The sequence below is a fragment of the Brenneria uluponensis genome, from assembly GCF_032395385.1.
GTDB classification, from domain to species: domain Bacteria; phylum Pseudomonadota; class Gammaproteobacteria; order Enterobacterales; family Enterobacteriaceae; genus Prodigiosinella; species Prodigiosinella aquatilis.
Map to the genome: position 1 here is coordinate 3,499,600 of NZ_CP135917.1, position 19,800 is coordinate 3,519,399.

Annotated in this window: 23 protein-coding genes and 1 riboswitch; of the genes, 18 read left to right on the forward strand and 5 right to left on the reverse strand. The window is 47.1% G+C overall.

Going from position 1 to position 19,800, the window contains the following annotated elements:
- On the reverse strand, positions 1-483 hold the full coding sequence (locus RS889_RS16345; protein WP_021015095.1) for a zinc ribbon-containing protein: 483 nt from the start codon (positions 481-483) through the stop codon (positions 1-3).
- Positions 484-791: 308 nt separating this feature from the next.
- Between RS889_RS16345 and leuS the strand changes: the two genes are divergently transcribed.
- From leuS to lipA, 13 genes are all read left to right on the forward strand, one after another.
- Positions 792-3,476: a leucine--tRNA ligase gene (gene leuS, locus RS889_RS16350; protein WP_315708029.1), complete on the forward strand. Its 2,685-nt coding sequence runs from the start codon at positions 792-794 to the stop codon at positions 3,474-3,476.
- Between the two features lie 10 nt (positions 3,477-3,486).
- Complete coding sequence (gene lptE, locus RS889_RS16355; protein WP_315708030.1) at positions 3,487-4,044, forward strand: LPS assembly lipoprotein LptE; 558 nt, start codon at positions 3,487-3,489, stop codon at positions 4,042-4,044.
- On the forward strand, positions 4,041-5,075 hold the full coding sequence (holA, locus tag RS889_RS16360) for a DNA polymerase III subunit delta (RefSeq protein ID WP_315708031.1): 1,035 nt from the start codon (positions 4,041-4,043) through the stop codon (positions 5,073-5,075). Before lptE ends, holA begins: the two co-directional genes overlap by 4 nt.
- 1 nt (position 5,076) lies before the next feature.
- Entirely contained in the window at positions 5,077-5,736 is a 660-nt protein-coding gene (gene nadD / locus RS889_RS16365) for a nicotinate-nucleotide adenylyltransferase (RefSeq protein WP_315708032.1), read from the forward strand.
- A gap of 150 nt (positions 5,737-5,886) precedes the next feature.
- Complete coding sequence (rsfS, locus tag RS889_RS16370; RefSeq protein ID WP_021015090.1) at positions 5,887-6,204, forward strand: ribosome silencing factor; 318 nt, start codon at positions 5,887-5,889, stop codon at positions 6,202-6,204.
- A gap of 1 nt (position 6,205) precedes the next feature.
- On the forward strand, positions 6,206-6,676 hold the full coding sequence (gene rlmH / locus RS889_RS16375) for a 23S rRNA (pseudouridine(1915)-N(3))-methyltransferase RlmH (RefSeq protein WP_315708033.1): 471 nt from the start codon (positions 6,206-6,208) through the stop codon (positions 6,674-6,676).
- A gap of 36 nt (positions 6,677-6,712) precedes the next feature.
- A complete protein-coding gene (gene mrdA, locus RS889_RS16380) occupies positions 6,713-8,617 on the forward strand; it encodes a peptidoglycan DD-transpeptidase MrdA (RefSeq protein ID WP_315708034.1) in 1,905 nt (634 codons plus the stop codon).
- Positions 8,618-8,626: 9 nt separating this feature from the next.
- Positions 8,627-9,739, forward strand: a complete 1,113-nt coding sequence (gene mrdB / locus RS889_RS16385; protein WP_021015087.1) for a peptidoglycan glycosyltransferase MrdB — start codon at positions 8,627-8,629, stop codon at positions 9,737-9,739.
- A gap of 9 nt (positions 9,740-9,748) precedes the next feature.
- The gene (gene rlpA, locus RS889_RS16390) at positions 9,749-10,843 is read left to right on the forward strand and encodes an endolytic peptidoglycan transglycosylase RlpA (protein WP_315708035.1); all 1,095 of its coding nucleotides are present in this window, start codon (positions 9,749-9,751) and stop codon (positions 10,841-10,843) included.
- A gap of 193 nt (positions 10,844-11,036) precedes the next feature.
- Positions 11,037-12,248 (forward strand): D-alanyl-D-alanine carboxypeptidase DacA, encoded by a 1,212-nt coding sequence (gene dacA, locus RS889_RS16395; protein WP_315708036.1) that lies wholly within the window; start codon positions 11,037-11,039, stop codon positions 12,246-12,248.
- Between the two features lie 117 nt (positions 12,249-12,365).
- Positions 12,366-12,629 (forward strand): DUF493 family protein YbeD, encoded by a 264-nt coding sequence (gene ybeD / locus RS889_RS16400; RefSeq protein ID WP_315708037.1) that lies wholly within the window; start codon positions 12,366-12,368, stop codon positions 12,627-12,629.
- 119 nt (positions 12,630-12,748) lie between these two features.
- On the forward strand, positions 12,749-13,450 hold the full coding sequence (gene lipB / locus RS889_RS16405; RefSeq protein WP_021015083.1) for a lipoyl(octanoyl) transferase LipB: 702 nt from the start codon (positions 12,749-12,751) through the stop codon (positions 13,448-13,450).
- Between the two features lie 200 nt (positions 13,451-13,650).
- Positions 13,651-14,616, forward strand: coding sequence for a lipoyl synthase (gene lipA, locus RS889_RS16410; RefSeq protein ID WP_021015082.1), 966 nt, complete (start codon positions 13,651-13,653; stop codon positions 14,614-14,616).
- Positions 14,617-14,739: 123 nt separating this feature from the next.
- Here lipA and tatA read toward each other — a convergent pair whose 3' ends face one another.
- The gene (gene tatA, locus RS889_RS16415) at positions 14,740-14,946 is read right to left on the reverse strand and encodes a Sec-independent protein translocase subunit TatA (RefSeq protein ID WP_315708038.1); all 207 of its coding nucleotides are present in this window, start codon (positions 14,944-14,946) and stop codon (positions 14,740-14,742) included.
- Positions 14,947-15,104: 158 nt separating this feature from the next.
- The gene (locus RS889_RS16420) at positions 15,105-15,893 is read right to left on the reverse strand and encodes a deaminated glutathione amidase (protein WP_315711085.1); all 789 of its coding nucleotides are present in this window, start codon (positions 15,891-15,893) and stop codon (positions 15,105-15,107) included.
- A 101-nt stretch (positions 15,894-15,994) separates the two neighbouring features.
- A riboswitch (Fluoride riboswitch) is annotated at positions 15,995-16,055 on the forward strand.
- 74 nt (positions 16,056-16,129) lie between these two features.
- On the opposite strand from RS889_RS16420, the gene crcB reads away from it, so the two are divergent.
- On the forward strand, positions 16,130-16,513 hold the full coding sequence (gene crcB, locus RS889_RS16425) for a fluoride efflux transporter CrcB (protein WP_021015079.1): 384 nt from the start codon (positions 16,130-16,132) through the stop codon (positions 16,511-16,513).
- A gap of 64 nt (positions 16,514-16,577) precedes the next feature.
- Here crcB and cspE read toward each other — a convergent pair whose 3' ends face one another.
- Positions 16,578-16,787, reverse strand: coding sequence for a transcription antiterminator/RNA stability regulator CspE (gene cspE, locus RS889_RS16430; protein WP_009113827.1), 210 nt, complete (start codon positions 16,785-16,787; stop codon positions 16,578-16,580).
- A 226-nt stretch (positions 16,788-17,013) separates the two neighbouring features.
- Here cspE and RS889_RS16435 point away from each other — a divergent pair, with 226 nt between their 5' ends.
- A complete protein-coding gene (locus tag RS889_RS16435; RefSeq protein ID WP_290182150.1) occupies positions 17,014-17,709 on the forward strand; it encodes an aspartate/glutamate racemase family protein in 696 nt (231 codons plus the stop codon).
- A gap of 379 nt (positions 17,710-18,088) precedes the next feature.
- On the opposite strand, the gene ypfM is transcribed toward RS889_RS16435, so the two are convergent.
- Positions 18,089-18,148, reverse strand: coding sequence for a protein YpfM (gene ypfM, locus RS889_RS23855; protein WP_101377563.1), 60 nt, complete (start codon positions 18,146-18,148; stop codon positions 18,089-18,091).
- Between the two features lie 586 nt (positions 18,149-18,734).
- On the opposite strand from ypfM, the gene RS889_RS16440 reads away from it, so the two are divergent.
- The 3 genes from RS889_RS16440 to RS889_RS16450 are packed head-to-tail and all read left to right on the forward strand — an operon-like array spanning position 18,735 to position 19,798.
- Positions 18,735-19,100: an ArsR/SmtB family transcription factor gene (locus RS889_RS16440; protein WP_021015077.1), complete on the forward strand. Its 366-nt coding sequence runs from the start codon at positions 18,735-18,737 to the stop codon at positions 19,098-19,100.
- A gap of 2 nt (positions 19,101-19,102) precedes the next feature.
- Positions 19,103-19,582 (forward strand): arsenate reductase ArsC, encoded by a 480-nt coding sequence (locus tag RS889_RS16445; protein ID WP_021015076.1) that lies wholly within the window; start codon positions 19,103-19,105, stop codon positions 19,580-19,582.
- A gap of 12 nt (positions 19,583-19,594) precedes the next feature.
- Complete coding sequence (locus RS889_RS16450) at positions 19,595-19,798, forward strand: hypothetical protein (protein WP_315708039.1); 204 nt, start codon at positions 19,595-19,597, stop codon at positions 19,796-19,798.
- The last annotated feature ends 2 nt before the right edge of the window (positions 19,799-19,800 follow it).

Genomic DNA, 19,800 nt, shown 5'->3' on the forward strand with positions numbered 1-19,800 from the left:
TCATGGTTGGAAAGGCTGCCGATGAAACTGATTGTGAGAACACTTAGGACAAAGTGGCAACACTTCCGGGGTATAAAACGCAATATGATGATGACACTTCTCACAAACCAGATTGCCTAACCCGACGACTTCACCACTATTATAGATACCATGGTGGTTGACATCTTTGAAAATTTCCCGCCATTCAAGCTGGGTTTTATCTGTGATATCCGCCAGTTCCTGCCATAGGCTTTCTTTAATCACCCGCATAAATACACTATCAGTAACCGCCTCCTGATTTTCTTCATAGCTACGGGCAAACTCTTCCAGATCGCGCCGTATCGCCTGCATCACCAGTTCAATTTCTTTCTGCGTCAGCTCATTGCTTTCCTGTAACATCTTCCTGGCATTAGACACCAGGCTATCCAAATCCCGCTCACCATTCTTCAAGTGTTCGGACACTGAAGACATCAGTTCACGGTAATAGTGGGCGACTTTGTTCATAGCAACTCCTTAGCGATTCTGGTGAATAAAACGTTTGCCGAGAGTGAATATCCACCACCAGGGGGTAACCTTCACTGATGAATCAATAAGCTATCTTTTCATTTTAGATCATTTCCTCTCCACAACCGGGAGCCGTACCCAAATATGAACAAATTTACAGCGTTCATACCCATCAATGCATAAATCTGCGCCTGACTGACTCAGGGTGTTGTTGCTCCACTCGCTTATCAGCTATGCTATGCGGATCTTTTGATTGAAACAAACATGCTACTGGCGTAGCTATTATCACCATAGGACCCCTGGCAGCCATGCAAGAGCAATACCGCCCAGAAGAAATAGAAGCGCACGTCCAGCTTCACTGGCAAGAGAAGCAGACGTTTAAAGTGACCGAAGAACCCGGCAAGGAAAAATATTACTGTCTTTCCATGCTACCTTATCCTTCTGGCCGTCTACATATGGGACACGTTCGTAATTACACTATTGGCGATGTCATCTCCCGTTATCAACGCATGTTGGGGAAAAATGTTCTACAGCCTATTGGCTGGGATGCATTCGGTTTGCCCGCGGAAGGCGCAGCGGTAAAGAACAACACCGCCCCCGCCCCCTGGACCTACGCCAATATTGAATATATGAAGAACCAGCTGAAACTGCTGGGTTTTGGCTATGATTGGAACCGTGAACTCGCTACCTGCCAACCTGATTACTATCGTTGGGAACAATGGTTTTTCACCAAACTGTACGAAAAAGGCCTGGTTTATAAGAAAACCTCCGCAGTAAACTGGTGCCCGAACGACCAGACGGTACTGGCCAACGAGCAGGTTATTGATGGTTGCTGCTGGCGTTGTGACACCAAGGTCGAGCGTAAAGAGATTCCACAGTGGTTCATAAAAATCACTGCCTACGCGGATCAGCTGTTGAACGATCTGGATACGCTGGAAAGCTGGCCGGAACAGGTCAAAACCATGCAGCGTAACTGGATTGGCCGTTCTGAAGGTGTGGAGATCACCTTTGATGTGGCTGACAGCGACCAAAAACTGACCGTTTATACCACTCGCCCGGATACCTTTATGGGTGTCACTTATGTGGCTGTGGCTGCGGGTCATCCGTTAGCCTCACAGGCTGCAGAACATAACCCGGCACTACAGGATTTCATTGCCGAATGCCGTAATACCAAAGTTGCCGAAGCTGACATGGCGACAATGGAGAAAAAAGGTGTCGCTACCGGTCTATTCGCTATTCATCCATTATCCGGGGAAAAAGTCCCGGTGTGGGTGGCTAACTTTGTACTAATGGAATACGGTACTGGCGCAGTGATGGCCGTTCCAGGACATGACCAGCGTGACTGGGAATTCGCCACTAAATATAATTTGCCGATTAAACGCGTAATACAGTCTCCAGTTGAAAAAGCATATAGGGACGCTTTACGATTTGGAACAGCTTCAGTTAACGATCCTGAATATTTTGAACCTCTGACTGATAATCAAAGAGTCCAATTTGAATGTGATTTGTCAAATGAAGAGAATCAACCATATTTGGAAAAAGACGGCACCACATATAATTCTGGCGAATTTGATGGTCTGGAGTTCGATGCTGCTTTTAACGCCATTGCCGACAAACTGGTCGAGTTAGGTGTTGGCCAACGAAAAGTGAATTATCGTCTGCGTGATTGGGGTGTATCTCGTCAGCGTTACTGGGGCGCACCCATCCCGATGATCACACTGGAAGATGGAACTGTCATTCCAGCCCCAGCGGATCAGTTACCGATAATACTGCCGGAAGATGTGGTGATGGACGGGATTACCAGTCCAATTAAAGCCGACCCCAATTGGGCAAAAACCACAGTTAATGGTCAGCCAGCACTGCGTGAAACCGATACTTTCGATACGTTCATGGAGTCATCCTGGTACTACGCACGTTATACCTGTCCGCAATATGATCAGGGTATGCTTGATCCGGCGGCGGCCAATTACTGGTTGCCAGTCGATCAGTATGTCGGTGGTATTGAACATGCCATCATGCACCTGATGTATTTCCGCTTCTTCCATAAACTGATGCGTGATGCTGGTATGGTGAACTCTGATGAACCGGCCAAACGGCTGCTATGTCAGGGTATGGTACTGGCTGATGCCTTCTATTACATTGGCACGAATGGTGAACGTATCTGGATATCACCTGCCGACGTTACCATAGAGCGTGACGAGAAAGGACGCATTGTTAAGGCGTTTGATACCGAAGGTCGTGAGCTGGTGTATGCCGGTATGAGTAAAATGTCGAAATCGAAAAATAACGGCATTGACCCTCAGACCATGGTAGAGAAATACGGTGCCGACACCGTACGCCTATTTATGATGTTTGCCTCCCCGGCAGAAATGACGCTGGAGTGGCAAGAATCTGGTGTAGAAGGCGCTAATCGTTTCCTGAAACGTGTCTGGAAACAAGTCTTCGATCACACAGGGAAAGGGGCCACACTACCTTTGGATATTGCTTTGATTACCGAAGATCAGAAATCCTTGCGTCGAGACCTGCATAAAACCATCGCCAAAGTCACCGATGACATTGGCCGTCGGCAAACCTTTAACACCGCTATCGCTGCTATTATGGAGCTGATGAATAAACTGGCCCGCGCACCGCAGGAAAGCATTCAGGACCGTGCCTTGACGCAGGAAGTGTTACAGGCAGTAGTTCGTATGCTTTACCCATTCACACCACACATCTGCTTTACGCTGTGGCAGGCGTTGCATGGTGAAGGTGATATTGATAAGGCCCCATGGCCGATTGCTGATGAACAGGCTATGGTGGAAGACTCCAAACTGGTTGTGGTTCAGGTCAATGGGAAAGTACGTGGCAGAATCACCGTGGCGGCAGAGGCTACTGAACAACAGGTACGCGATCGCGCCGCACAGGAACCATTGGTGGCGAAATATCTGGACGGCGTCACTGTTCGTAAGGTGATTTATGTCCCGGGCAAACTGCTTAACCTGGTTGTGGGTTAAGGGAGGTACAGTGCGACACCCACTATTAACGTTGTTGCTGGGGCTAGTGGTCTTGGTTACCGCCGGTTGCGGATTCCATCTTCGCGGTACGACCCAAGTACCGTCACAGTTACATGACCTGATCCTGGATACAGGCGACCCCTATGGCCCGGTATCTCGCGCCATTCGGGAACAACTGCGTCTCAATAATATTAATATTGTTGAGAATGCGAGCCGTCGGGACGTACCCTCTCTACGTATTATTGGAGAATCTTCGACACGTAATGCTGTTTCTGTTTTCCAGGATGGTAAAGCCGCCGAATACCAATGGGTTATGGAATTAAAAGCGCAGGTTCTGATACCCGGGGATGATATCTATCCGCTCAATGTCAGAGTGTTTAGTACTTTCTTTGATAACTCGCTTGCCGCGTTGGCAAAAGATGCGGAACAAGACATTATCCTTCAGGAAATGCGTGACCGAGCTGCACAGAAGTTGGTCCGTGAGCTTTTGACTATCAAAGGGAAACAGGAAATGAAAAACAGGCAGAAGGATAAGGTCATCACACCATCTACACCAGCTCATTCATGATCCGTATCTATCCTGAACAACTTGCCGCCCAACTCCGCGAAGGGTTGCGCGGCTGTTATCTGACTTTTGGCAATGAGCCGCTTTTATTGCAAGAAAGCCTGGACAACATTCGTGCTGTTGCCCAACAGCAGGCGTTTCATGAACATTTCAGTTTTACACTGGATAACAATACCGATTGGGATGCTATTTTTTCTACCTGCCAGTCCCTCAGTCTATTTGCTTCCCGGCAGACATTGTTATTGGTCTTACCGGAAAATGGCCCCAGCGCATCAATGAATGAACAGCTGGTGAAGCTGTCTGAACTCTTGCACCCTGACATATTGCTGATGCTCAGGGGAAGCAGGTTGACAAAATCTCAGGAAAACAGCGCCTGGTTTAAAACATTATCGCAAAACAGTGTTTACATCCCATGTATAACACCAGAGCAAGAGCAATTGCCTCGTTGGGTTGCGCAGCGCGCCAAAACCATGAAGCTGGAGCTGGATGACCCCGCCAGTCAATTAATCTGCTATTACTATGAAGGGAATCTGTTGGCACTGGTACAGGCATTAGAGCGTCTTTCCCTGCTTTATCCTGATGGTAAACTGACACTGCCACGGGTGGAACACACTGTAGATGATGCCGCGCATTTCACACCATACCATTGGCTTGATGCACTACTTGGCGGGAAAAGCAAACGCGCCTGGCATATTTTGCAGCAATTGCGTCAGGAAGAGTGTGAACCGGTTATTTTATTACGTACTGTGCAGCGGGAATTGTTGTTGTTGTTGACACTAAAACGCCAAATGAGTGCCACACCATTACGCGCACTACTCGATCAACATAAGGTTTGGCAAAACCGTCGGGCATTGCTTACACAAGCACTACAGCGTTTATCTTTACTTCAGCTACAACAGGCAATAGGTTTACTGGCTAAGTTGGAAATTACACTGAAACAGAATTACGGGCAATCTGTCTGGTCCGAACTGGAAACATTAGCAATGATCCTGTGCGGCAAAGCGTTACCCACAAGCCTGCTTGAGGTTTACTAGTTTGTCGAGATTTACACCTAGACCACCGTTAACAGCTTATTTCGGTGGCACATTTGATCCCATCCATTATGGTCATCTACGCCCGGTAACTGCGCTTGCTACCCAGGTAGGATTACAACGCATTACGCTACTGCCGAATAATGTTCCACCACATCGTGAACAACCCGAAGCCAGCGCACTCCAGCGCAAACAGATGGTCGAACTGGCGATAAAAGATAATCCGCTGTTTAACGTAGATGATCGGGAATTACAACGCGAGACGCCTTCTTATACCATCGATACCCTCGAAGAACTGCGGCAGGAAAAAGGGCCAGACGCCCCACTGGCGTTTATCATCGGCCAGGATTCACTGTTTACACTACATCACTGGCACCGGTGGCAAGACATTCTTGGACAGTGTCATCTGCTGGTTTGCGCTCGCCCCGGTTACAAACAGCAACTCTCTACACCGGAAATGCAGCGCTGGTTGGAAGCCCACCATACCTGCGATCCACAGCACCTACACCAAATTCCCAATGGATTGATATATCTGGCTGATACACCATTGCAACCTATCTCTGCCACCGAGATACGTCAACGGCGTCAGCAAGGACTCGATTGCCGCGACCTGCTCCCCCCCACCGTACTGAATTATATTGACACATACCACTTATACCGATAGTGACGGCTTTATATCACTCACCCTAAGTGCGTGATATACTCCGCCGCTGGTTTCAACCACAGGTCCTGTGGTGGTTACGCGGGTATTCAAACTGATGCCACGCAATCCCAGTCAGGCTTCAGTTGATTAACAGTAACCCAGGGGGAACCTTTGCAAAACCAAGCACTCCAAGACTTCGTTATCAATAAAATTGATGATCTGAAAGGTCAGGATATTATTGCGCTGGATGTTCAGGGCAAATCCAGTATTACTGATTGCATGATCATTTGTACTGGTACGTCCAGTCGCCACGTCATGTCCATTGCTGACTATGTAGTACAGCAGTCCCGCTCTGCCGGCTTGATCCCGCTGGGTGTTGAAGGCGAGAACGTTGCTGACTGGGTGGTGGTTGACCTGGGCGACGTGATGGTGCATGTCATGCAGGAAGAGAGTCGCCACCTGTACGAACTGGAAAAACTCTGGGGTTAGTATGAAACTGCAACTGGTCGCCGTCGGTACTAAAATGCCAGACTGGGTGCAAGCCGGATTTACTGATTACCTGCGCCGTTTCCCTAAAGATATGCCACTCGAACTGGTAGAAATTCCAGCCGGGAAACGGGGTAAAAATGCAGATATCAAACGTATTCTGGAACGAGAAGGCGAGCAAATGCTTGCTGCTGTGGGTAAAGGTAACCGTATTGTGACGCTTGATATCCCAGGGGCACCATGGGAAACGCCTTATCTGGCGCAACAGTTAGAGCGCTGGAAACAGGATGGCCGGGATGTCAGTCTGTTAATCGGTGGGCCTGAAGGATTATCTCCTGAATGCAAGGAGGCGGCGGAACAAAGCTGGTCATTGTCACCGTTAACGTTACCCCATCCGCTGGTGCGGGTACTGGTTGCTGAAAGCCTGTACCGCGCCTGGAGCATTACTACTAATCACCCTTACCACCGGGAGTAAGGCGATATGATGAACTACGTTAAGTAAAATCGCCGGATGAAAATAGAACATAACCCTTTCCGTGATTATACCGCTGAAGCAGCTCTGTTTGTTCGTCGCGCATTTGTGGCGTTTTTAGGCATCGTGCTACTTACCGGTATTCTCATTGCCAATCTTTATCATCTGCAAATTTCACGTTTTGACGATTATCGTACCCGTTCCAATGAAAACCGCATCAAACTGGTCCCTATCGCACCCAGTCGCGGCATCATATATGATCGCAATGGCATCCCTCTGGCACTCAATCGCACAATCTATCAGCTAGAGCTGGTCCCAGAAAAAGTCACCAATGTCGATGCCACACTGAACGCATTGAAGCCTATCGTTAATCTGACAGATGAAGATATCGATAACTTCAAAAAAGAGCGTAAACACTCACGCCGTTTTGCCTCCATACCTTTAAAAACCGACCTGAATGAAATTCAGGTGGCACGTTTCTCGGTGAATCAATATCGTTTTCCCGGTGTTGAGGTGAAAGGATATCAACACCGCTACTACCCTTATGGTTCCGCACTGACTCACGTTCTCGGTTATGTTTCAAAAATTAACGATAAAGACCTTGAACGACTGGATAAAGAAGGCAAACTGGCCGACTATGCCGCGACCCACGACATTGGTAAGCTGGGCATTGAGCATTATTATGAAACGCAGCTGCACGGAAAACCCGGCTACGAAGAAGTAGAAGTTAACAATCGGGGACGGGTCATCAGGCAACTGCATGAACAACCACCGCAAGCGGGAAAAGACATCTACCTGACGATTGACCTGAATCTGCAGACTTATATCGAAAAACTACTGGTGGGAAGCCGAGCAGCAGTAATTGTTACCGATCCGCGGGACGGTAGCATATTGGCGATGGTATCCACGCCCAGTTATGACCCGAATCCATTTGTGGATGGCATTTCCAGTAAAAATTACCGCGCCTTACTCGATAACCCCGACCGGCCCTTGATTAACCGGGCCACTCAAGGCGTGTATCCTCCAGCCTCCACCGTAAAACCCTATATTGCGGTTTCAGCTCTGAGTGCCGGTGTTATTACGCCCTACACTTCCTTGTTTGACCCTGGTTGGTGGCAATTGCCAGGATCCGAGAAACGTTTCCGAGACTGGAAACGATGGGGTCATGGCCAACTGAATCTGACCAAGGCACTGGAGGAATCCGCTGATACCTTCTTTTATCAAGTCGCTTATGATATGGGGATTGATCGCCTGTCCGAATGGATGACCAAGTTTGGTTACGGCCAATATACCGGTATTGATATATCCGAGGAACGTGCAGGCACCATGCCGACACGCGCCTGGAAATTGAAACGATATAAAAAACCCTGGTATCAGGGTGATACCATACCGGTGGGGATTGGCCAGGGTTACTGGACAGCGACACCTATCCAGATGATGAAAGCACTGATGACCCTGATTAATGATGGGCAGGTGAAAACCCCGCATCTGTTGGGCAGTATCAGGGAAAATGGCGTATTAGTCCCTTACCGTCAAACCACCCATCAGCAAATTGGCGATATCCACTCCGGTTACTGGGAAATCGCCAAAGATGGCATGTATGGCGTAGCAAACCGTCCCAACGGGACGGCATATAAAAATTTTGCCAACTCTTCTTATAAGATCGCGGCTAAATCAGGGACTGCACAGGTATTCGGACTGAAAGCGAACGAAACCTATAACGCACATAAAATTTCAGAGCGATTACGCGATCATAAGCTGATGGTCGCTTTTGCACCTTATAATAATCCCAGAATCGCGGTATCCGTCGTTCTGGAAAACGGCGGTGCAGGCGCATCTGTAGGGACTATCACGCGCCAGATTCTCGACCATATTATGTTAGGTGATAACAATACAATACTACCGGATGCGCCCCCCTCGCCACCCGGCAGTGAAACCGAGTAAGAGATACCCATGACCGAAAGTCAACAACAAGGCTCGTTCTGGACTAAGCTTCATATCGACCTTCCTTTTCTCCTTGGCATTATGGGATTGTTGGGTTATAGCCTGATAGTCATGTGGAGTGCCAGCGGGCAGGATGTTGGCATGATGGAGCGCAAGATCGCCCAGGTCGTGCTGGGGCTCGTGATGATGATCATCATGGCTCAAATTCCCCCCAGGGTTTATGAAAGCTGGGCGCCCTATTTATACATTATCTGTTTCATTTTGTTGGTAATGGTCGATATCTTCGGACAAATCAGTAAAGGGGCCCAACGCTGGCTGGATCTTGGTGTAGTGCGCTTCCAGCCTTCGGAAATTGCCAAAATCGCGGTACCACTGATGGTAGCAAGGTATATTAACCGCGATATGTGCCCTCCTTCGCTGAAAAATACGGCTGTTGCCCTGGTACTGATTTTTGTACCAACGCTGCTGGTTGCGGCACAGCCCGACCTGGGAACATCAATCCTGATTTGTGCCTCAGGGCTTTTTGTCCTGTTTCTGGCTGGAATGAGCTGGCGGCTAATTGCCGTTGCAGCACTACTTGTTGCAGCCTTTATTCCCGTGCTTTGGTTCTTCCTGATGCATGATTACCAACGCGATAGGGTTATGATGTTACTGAATCCGGAAGCTGATCCTCTTGGCGCTGGCTATCATATTATTCAGTCCAAGATTGCCATTGGTTCAGGGGGATTATGGGGAAAAGGCTGGCTGCATGGCACACAGTCACAGCTTGAGTTCCTACCGGAACGGCATACTGACTTCATCTTTGCCGTGTTGGCGGAAGAGCTAGGGTTGATCGGCGTACTGGTTCTACTGGCACTCTATCTGTTCGTGATTATGCGTGGTCTGGTCATCGCAGCCAATGCACAGACCTCCTTCGGTCGGGTTATGGTCGGTGCATTAATGCTGATCTTCTTCGTCTACGTTTTCGTTAATATCGGCATGGTCAGTGGTATTTTGCCAGTAGTCGGTGTACCACTGCCGCTGGTCAGTTATGGCGGATCAGCACTTATCGTATTAATGGCGGGATTCGGCATCGTCATGTCGATACACACTCACCGCAAAATGTTATCCAAAAATCTATAGGGGTGGGAAATGCGTAAGGATTGGTTTTGGATTAGTGTTATCGGCCTGGCGCTTTCTGGCTGTACCGTAACGGAACAACCTCAGTCACCACCACACCAGAAGATATACAGCGGACCAGTAGAAGAGATCGGTGGCGTGGAGCCGCACTATGAGCCCTATAACCCATCCACATTGCAGGACTACGTCGTAAAAGGGCACACCTATAAGATTGTCAAAAACCCGGAAAACTTCAGCGAAACCGGTCTGGCATCATCGTATTCCAGAGAAGCTTCAGGCAACCGTACCGCCACGGGCGAAGTGTTCGACCCCAACGCATTGACCGCTGCACACCCAACACTACCGATTCCCTGCTACGTGCGAGTAACGAATCTGAGTAATGGGCGCCAACTGGTGGTACGAATCAATGACCGCGGCCCCTATATGCCCGGTCGGATTATTGACTTGTCAAAAGCGGCCAGCGATCGACTGAATATTTCCAACAATACCAAGGTTCAAGTAGATTTTATCAATGTATCTCCCGATGGCTCGCTTTCTGGCCCAGGAACTATTGGTACTCGCGTAGCCAAGCAAAGCTTTGCTTTACCAGAACGTCCCATCCTGGGATCCAGCGAACTTGGTACGCCGGTAATGCAGACTGAAGAACCATCTGCCACCACAACAGTCCGCCCTATCAGTAACACAACATTGCAACCTGCGACAAACAACACAAATACAATAGACAACACCTCAGTTTCCCACGGGAGTTTTCTTGGCGCACCAACACCATTGCGCAGCGGCGTACTGGAAGGATCTGAACCCGTATCAACGGTAAACACACCACAGTCGGTGGTATCTGCTGGCAGTACGCCACAACCTCGGTCGTCAGACAGCGGACATTACGTTGTCCAAGTCGGTGCGCTGAGCGATCAACAACGGGCACAGAACTGGTTACGCAGCCTGAACGATCGCTTCCACGTTTCAGGTAAAGTAACGGCTAATGGCGGGCTGTATCGTATTCAGTTAGGCCCATTTAATAATCGACAACAAGCTACTGAACTTCAACAACGCCTGTTAGTCGAAGCTAAACAGCAATCTTTTATCACTACTGTTCCTGGCACACGATAGCAACAAAATCAAGTGAAAGATGAGGGAAGCTAACTCATTAATCCTTCTTATAAAAAAATGGGCGGTCCAAATAAGACAACATGACTGATATCAACAAGATCACGTAACATATTGTCGGATGCCCACACATTTTTCATCTGTTATAGTGTGACTCGTTTTTTAACTTATACCCACGGATGTCGTTGTTCCCATCATGAATACAGTAATCACGTCTCGCCACACTAAACATATTGTACTTAGCGCCCTGCTCGTTATCAGTGCATCATCTTTCGCCTACGCCGACGACATTAATCTGAAAACCATGATTCCTGGCGTTCCGCAGATTGATGCTGAAGCTTACTTCCTGATGGATTACAACTCAGGCAAAGTTCTGGCCGAAATGAACGCTGATGCCCGTCGAAACCCAGCAAGTCTGACAAAAATGATGACCAGTTATGTCATCGGTCAGGCGATAAAGTCAGGGAAAATCAACCCAAACGATATCGTTACCATCGGAAAAGATGCCTGGGCTACCGGTAATCCGGTTTTTAAAGGTTCGTCGCTGATGTTCCTGAAGCCAGGTGATCATGTGCCGGTGTACATGTTAAACAAAGGTATCATTCTACAGTCTGGCAATGATGCCTGTGTCGCCATGGCGGATTATGTTGCTGGAAGCCAGGATGCGTTCATCAATCTGATGAATGGTTATGTTAAAGAACTGGGGCTGAAAAACACCCATTTTGAGACCGTGCATGGTCTGGATGCGGAAGGACAGTACAGTTCTGCACGTGATATGGCGTTAATTGGTCAGGCATTGATCCGAGATGTACCGAATGAATATGCCACCTATAAAGAGAAAGAGTTCACTTTCAATAACATTCGCCAGGTCAACCGTAATGGCTTGTTATGGGATACCAGTCTTAATGTAGATGGCATTAAAACCGGGCATACCGCATCCGCCGGCTATAATCTGGTAGCATCCGCCACCGAAGGGCCGATGCGTCTGATTTCAGTGGTACTCGGTGGACATACATTTAAAGGCCGTGAAACAGAAAGCAAAAAGCTACTCACCTGGGGATTTCGTTTTTTTGAAACTGTTTCCCCGCTGAAAGCGGATAAAGAATTCGCTTCCGAACCCGTATGGTTTGGTGACAGCGACCGCGTATCACTCGGCGTGGCAAAAGATGTTTACATCACCATTCCACGCGGACGCATGAAAGATCTTAAGGCCAGCTACATCCTGAACAATACCGAACTGCACGCCCCATTAAGTAAAAATCAGGTTGTGGGTACCATCAATTTCCAACTGGATGGCAAAACCATTGATCAGCGTCCGCTGGTCGTGATGAACGAAGTTAAAGAAGGCGGGGTATTTAGCCGGATGATCGATTACATAAAACTGATGTTCCATCACTGGTTCAGTTAATTTTGATCGTTCAGGAGATACGTCTCCCCATGGCATGACAAATATACTCCCGCTCAGGCGGGAGTTATACTGACTATCCATGTACTGTATCTCTATGCATACTACTCTGGAGTTTTCATGAAAACCAAACTCAACGAATTGCTCGAGTTCCCCTGCCCTTTTACCTACAAAGTGATGGGATTGGCAAAACCAGAACTGGTAGATCTGGTAGTTGAAGTTGTACAACGCCATGCGCCTGGTGACTATACACCGCAAATCAAACCCAGCGCCAAAGGAAACTATCACTCGATTTCTATCACTATCACCGCGACTCATATTGAGCAGGTTGAAACGCTATATGAAGAACTGGGGAAAATTGACATCGTGCGCATGGTTCTCTGAAACCAGCTCATCATTTAGACGGTTATCCTTCTCACACCAAGAAAAGCAAGTGTGGAAATCTCTGCTATTCGCTACTGCATCACGTCGTTATAATTGACACATTCCTCCTTAACCTGAAGATGACACGCTTGCAACAGGATAAGATAATCATTCGCCATCTGGGCGTGCTTCCTTATGAGCCAGTTTCACTGGCTATGCATAACTTCACTGAACATCGGTACGACACGACCTTTGATGAACTCTGGCTCGTTCAGCATCTCCCGGTATTTACCCAAGGTCAGGCAGGAAAGGCCGAACATGTCTTAATGCCTGGTGATATTCCGGTGATACAAAGCGATAGAGGCGGTCAGGTTACTTATCATGGGCCCGGCCAACAAGTGATGTATGTACTGATCGATCTCAAGCGCCAAAAACTGGGTGTACGGCAGTTGGTTACCGCTATTGAAGAAACCGTAGTACAAACGCTATCGCACTTTCACATTGATGCACATGCCCGACCAGATGCTCCGGGTGTTTATGTCGATGAGCGTAAGATCTGCTCGCTGGGGCTACGCATCCGCAAAGGCTGCTCCTTACATGGATTGGCACTGAATATTGCGATGGATCTGTCTCCTTTCCTACGCATTAATCCATGCGGTTATGCCGGTATGAGAATGACTCAACTCAGCGAGCTGGTCACTGGCGTAACGCTGGATGATGTTGCTCCGGTACTAACGTCATCTTTTATGCGCCTTCTGGGCTATAAAGAACATGAGCAAATTATCTGGGACTGGGAACATCAGGGTGAACCTCAGCCTCGTCCCTTCAGCGATTCTCCATAAAGCTATTGGTATTTTTATGCTGATGAATTCACATTTTATTTACACTTTTTGTTCATTTTGATTGTGCAAAAGCTGCTTGCCTATGGCAAAGATGATATAATTTTGTGATATTTTTAAAAAAAAGTTTAATCATTAAGATGATCCCATGAATTCTAACCATAAATTCATGATAGCGATTCAGAACTGGAACTTACGCAAATATGAGTAAACCGATTCAGATCGAACGTGGCGTAAAATACCGCGACGCAGATAAAATGGCCTTAATTCCGGTGAAAACAGTAGCGACCGAACGTCAGGAAATGCTACGGAAACCAGAATGGATGAAAATCAAATTGCCTGCGGATTCCAGCCGGATTCAAGGTATCAAAGACGCAATGCGCCGCAACGGGCTGCACTCGGTATGTGAAGAAGCATCCTGCCCTAATCTGGCAGAGTGTTTTAATCATGGTACGGCAACATTTATGATCCTGGGTGCCATTTGTACCCGTCGTTGCCCATTCTGTGATGTTGCCCATGGACGTCCAATCGCCCCAGACAACAATGAGCCAGAAAAACTGGCTCAAACCATCCACGATATGGGATTACGCTACGTCGTCATCACCTCTGTCGATCGAGACGATCTGCGTGATGGCGGGGCTCAGCATTTTGCCGACTGTATCAGCGCTATTCGCCGTAAAAGCCCACAGATTAAAATTGAAACACTAGTGCCTGACTTCCGGGGACGCATGGACCGGGCACTGGATATTCTGACCGTGACACCGCCAGACGTATTTAACCATAATCTGGAAAACATACCGCGTCTGTATCGCCAAGTTCGACCAGGGGCAAACTATGAATGGTCCCTCAAACTGCTGGAAAACTTTAAGGCTGTACATCCGGAGATTCCAACCAAGTCGGGGTTGATGGTGGGATTGGGTGAAACCAATGAAGAAATTCTGGACGTGATGCGCGATCTGCGACGTCACGGCGTCACAATGTTGACATTAGGTCAGTACCTACAGCCAAGTCGCCACCACTTGCCGGTACAGCGTTATGTCCATCCGGAAGAATTTGAAGAAATGAAAACGGAAGCAATGGCCATGGGATTCACCCACGCCGCTTGTGGTCCATTTGTACGCTCGTCCTACCATGCCGACCTACAGGCAAAAGGCGTCGAGGTAAAATGATTTACTTCTGGGAAAATCGTCGTAATGCGCGGTTACATTTTCCTGATGCGAAAAAACGCGGGCGGTCACATGCCGTCCGCTATTGGTTTTTAACCGTCTCAGGAGCTTGCTCTTTGTGGGACCTTACTCTTTGTGATGAGTCGTATCGTTAAGTGCAACGGGTTCATCTGAGCTAGCATTATTCGCTGGTTGCTCATCACTCATCGCTTTTTTGAAACCCTTGATTGCCGCGCCAAGATCTCCGCCCAGGCTGCGTAATTTATTGGTTCCAAATAGCAAAACAACAAGCACGCCGATCACTAAAAGTTTGGCAATACTGATACCTTCCATACCTACCTACCTGATTATATACGCTGGGAACCAGCATGTTTCTTATCACTCTTTTTAAAAGAAAGCCCTTAACAACACAAAGGCTATATGTAACAAAGTAAGACCATGCCAGCCAAGAGCATGGTTACTGATGATCTGCTTTACGAGTAGAGTTCAGATTACCGTAATACAGGAGCCTTGAATCGGTTGTGACGCAAGACAGGTAACTGATGGCGAACATGTTGAATACGCTCAAAATTAATATCTGCAAAGATAAGGTCAGGAGCTTCTGCCGCCTGGGCAATCACAACACCCAACGGGTCAACAACCAGACTGTTGCCAATATTCTTTTCCCCACATTCACCGACTCCGACCATATAGCAGGTATTTTCCAACGCTCGCGTTCTGGTTAACAACTCCCAGTGCGCTTCCTTCTGCGGCCCTTTAACCCAGGCGGAGGGTAATACCAATACCTCCGCGCCATTCATGGCCAACTGTCGCGCCAGGTCGGGGAAACGGACGTCGTAGCACACCATCAATCCCACTTTTATTCCTGCTATTTCAATAATGGCCGGTATTGACTCACCTGGTATCACTCGCGTTGATTCCTGGGAAGAAAAAGCATCATAAAGGTGCAGTTTATGGTAGAAAGCCAACACTTCACCCTGACGAAGCACCAATAGAGTATTGTGCACAAACTCATTATGAACGGGGGTATGAATAGTAAAAATAACTGAGATATCAATCGATTGACTGGCTTCCAGCAATTGACTGACAAAAGGACCATTAATAGGCTGAGCGGCGTCCATCCCCCATTCAGCATTATTATTATCCCTGGCATGAACAGCTTCTGGTAACACTAATAAATCGGCTCCCGCCGCCGCTGCCCTCTTCATTAATGCTATACAGGTAATAGCATTGTCTTGCCATGTACGCTGTACGGCAAACTGGCCGAGTGAAACTTTCATCATCAGGCTCCTTAATATGTGTTAACACATTACACCGCATTGCATGCCATTTCATGGCAACACTCTCTACAAAAATGCGAGACAAAAAGGTAAACTTTTATACCAGTAACGGAGATGACATTCCTCCATAACCGCCTTCCGGCTAATGATGTCTACGAGCTCCTCGAAAAGGGGTCGTAGCGTTATACTCTTCTTTTCGAGATCATTCTGACTTTCCTTTAAACAAAAAGGTGACCATGTATAGTACTTTATTTGCTGTTTTTATTGGTGGCGGGATAGGAAGCGTCTTACGCTGGCTGCTGAGCCTACGTTTTAACAGCATTTCCCCTCAGATACCAATAGGGACTTTTTTGGCTAATATGGCTGGGGCTTTTATTATCGGTGCAGCAATGGGCTATTTTATTCGCCAACCCGATCTTGATCCGCACTGGAAACTACTCATTACGACAGGTTTATGTGGGGGCTTGACGACGTTCTCTACATTCTCTTTTGAGGTCGTCACACTATTGCAAGGCGGAGAGTGGCTTGCTGCCGGGTTGAATCTACTGTTAAATCTGGTCGGTTCATTGTTAATGACATCGCTGGCATTTGCTTTGGTAACCGGACTTACCGCACACTAGATCAAGTGATGTGCCACAAAATAAAAACCCGCCTTTGGGCGGGTTTTTTAAGAAACCGGTATAATTAAATAGCGATAACGTTAGCAGCAGAAGGACCTTTAGCACCGCTAGTGATTTCAAACTCTACACGCTGACCTTCAGCAAGAGTTTTAAAACCATTACTCTGGATGGCAGAGAAATGTACAAATACGTCTTTGCTACCATCTTCCGGAGTAATGAAACCGAATCCTTTGGATTCATTAAACCACTTAACGCTACCTTTAATCTTAGACATCAAACTTACCTTTAACATGAATGAAAGACACAAAATCTGTGTCGCGTACAGTACAGCAATAGATGGACCATTTGTCCAGTCAAAGATAGATAAAAAGTGATAAAACACGATAAAAAAATGAGCAAAAAGCATTAATTCACCACTTTCAGGACTTTTCCCTCTTTTCTCTGATACGTTATTCTTGATTCATCACTTTTTTCAGTATCCAAGTCGGAGGAGACTTTACATGCAAAAAATGCTGGGATTACTCGGAGGGATGAGCTGGGAATCCACAATCCCTTATTACCGGATTATCAATGAATATGTAAAAAACGAACTGGGTGGTCTGCATTCAGCCCGACTACTACTGCACAGTGTCGATTTCTATGACATCGAACAACTGCAATCGCAAGAAGACTGGGAGACAGCAGCCCATGTTTTGTCAGAAGCCGCATGTGGATTAAAAAAAGCGGGCGCTGAAGCCATTGTGATTTGCACAAATACAATGCACAAGGTTGCGAACCAGGTAGAAAGCGCCTGTGAGCTGCCATTGATTCATATCGCCGACGCCACGGCCATCAGCATCCAGCAACAAAGTATCACCAAGGTGGCGCTGCTGGGCACGCGCTATACCATGGAACAGGACTTTTATCGTCAACGCTTGACAGATCTATATGGCATCACCGTCCTTACCCCTGACCAGCAGGAAAGAGAAATCATTAATAACATTATCTTTCAGGAGCTGTGTCTGGGAAAAACGCTTGATGCTTCGCGCCAACAATTCCGGAAAATCATCCAACGATTGGAACAGCAAGGCGCTGAAGGGATCATTCTGGGCTGTACAGAGATACCGTTGCTAATTAATGCAGACGATGCCCAGGTGCCTTTATTCGATACCACCTTACTACATGCCACCGCCGCGGCCCGTTATGCCCTTGGATGAGGGGAAATCGATCCGACAAACCGATGGATTGCTGACATTTCAAACAGAATGAGAATAATAGCCTCTTTTATTTACTTGGTTTTCCTCATTTATGCTCTGGACCAGACATAACCATTTCCAACGGGCATCAAAAAAAATCGCGAAGTAGATCACAAAAAAGGAAGTAAATTCTAAAGAAGAGAATAATGCCGTCTTAGGTTATCCGAAGTGCCGTGACGAAAATTAATATTTAAAAATCAGTTAATTAATAAATTAAATGTTCACTATCTCAGACACAAAAAAGCAGCAACGTCGACGTTACTGCTTTAGATTGCTCAAACTTTGTTCCTGGTCGGTAATGACACAAACAAAAATTATACTAATATGAATAGACCAATTGTTACTTACGTAACATCGCTTCGATGAAGCTTTTCCAGTTATTGAGTTCTATCTCAATCATGATAGCCCCTTAAGTTTTCTTATTCGGCGGGGTTATTATATGCTTTTTTTTTGACCATAATAAACCATTATACGCATACATGATGTGCCGGTATCACTACCCATTCTATAAGAAATTCATTTTTCAACTTAATTATCAACACATTACCTTTCCATTACCACACTACAACACCGTGCCATTTTGTCATAAAACAGAAGAATAGAGTGGCACCGATTATACCCCGGACTTACCCCACAAAATTGGCCCATAAACAGCCACATAACCTAGGGTGGGATGGCGTGTGGTACCAGAGTATCTATGCCAACACACTGAAATATGTCAACAACTCCGATCCAAGGCATTTCCCCCGTAGCTTGGCCAGCATATTGAAAAAGCTAATAGAGGATACTGAGACGCAGAGTGACTACCGGCTTCTGGTATGTTGAGTCAATGATTGAGTAAAACGATCCATTGTGGGCTTTTTATATAAAATTTATCCTTTAGTTGAGTATGGTGACTCGTAGCTGGTTTTCCATTTTGACATGTGGTGACATTTACGCCTTCTTAAACACTTGATCATTTCAACTATTCTTGTAGAATTGAAACAATGAACAAAGAAAACGCAGTTATTATTTTTGAATCTCTGGCATCCGGCATTCGATTGGATATTTATCGTTTGTTGGTGAGAACCGGGCTGAAAGGCCAGGTAGCAGGTGATTTAGCGCAGGAGCTTGATCTCGCGCCAAACAAACTCTCTTTTCACCTCAAAGCCTTGACACATGCCGGATTGACGACAGTCGAACAGGAAGGACGCTTTCAGCGTTACCGGGCTAATATCCCCGTGATGCTGGATGTTATTGCTTACCTGACTGAAGAGTGTTGCTCCGGCCATCCGGAGGAATGCGCGTCATTCAGAAAAGACACTTCCTGTTCTTCGGCGGTATTGCCCAATGTATCCACACAAAAGGACTGATGATGAACGTTTTATTCCTCTGCACTGGTAACTCTTGTCGCTCCATTTTGGGCGAAGCGATTTTCAATCAATTGGCTCCAGAAGGTTGGCACGCAATGAGTGCCGGCAGTAACCCAACCGGCCAGGTACATCCTCGCTCAATCGCGTTGTTACAGCGCGAAGGTATTTCCACTGAAGGCTACTACAGCAAGTCATGGGAAAACCTGCCAGCGATACCTGACATCGTGATCAGTGTTTGCGGAAATGCAGCGAATGAAACCTGCCCGGCTTATCTCGGCCCGGTATTGCGTACTCATTGGGGCGTTGAAGATCCGGCGCATGCAACAGGTACTGATGAAGAAATTGACGCTTCATTCATACAGGCTTACAAGATCCTACGTGCCCGTATCGAAGCTTTTTTCGCTCTGCCGCTGAATGAGCTGCAACACGATAAAACTGCACTGAAAACAGCGATGGATGAAATTGCTCAAATCATTGTGTAGAGAGAAGCCATCATGGCGCTTATCCAGATTTTTGACCCGGTAATATGCTGTTCAAGTGGGGCATCCGGTACAGAAGCCGCTAATTTTCGGGCTGATTTACACCAGAAGGGTATTGAACCGTGGGCATGGCTTATCAATAGTCGTCTGATGCTCGGTCATTCTACATCACCGCTATTACAGCAGCCTCTTGAACGGCCTGGAACCCAATCACATTAATT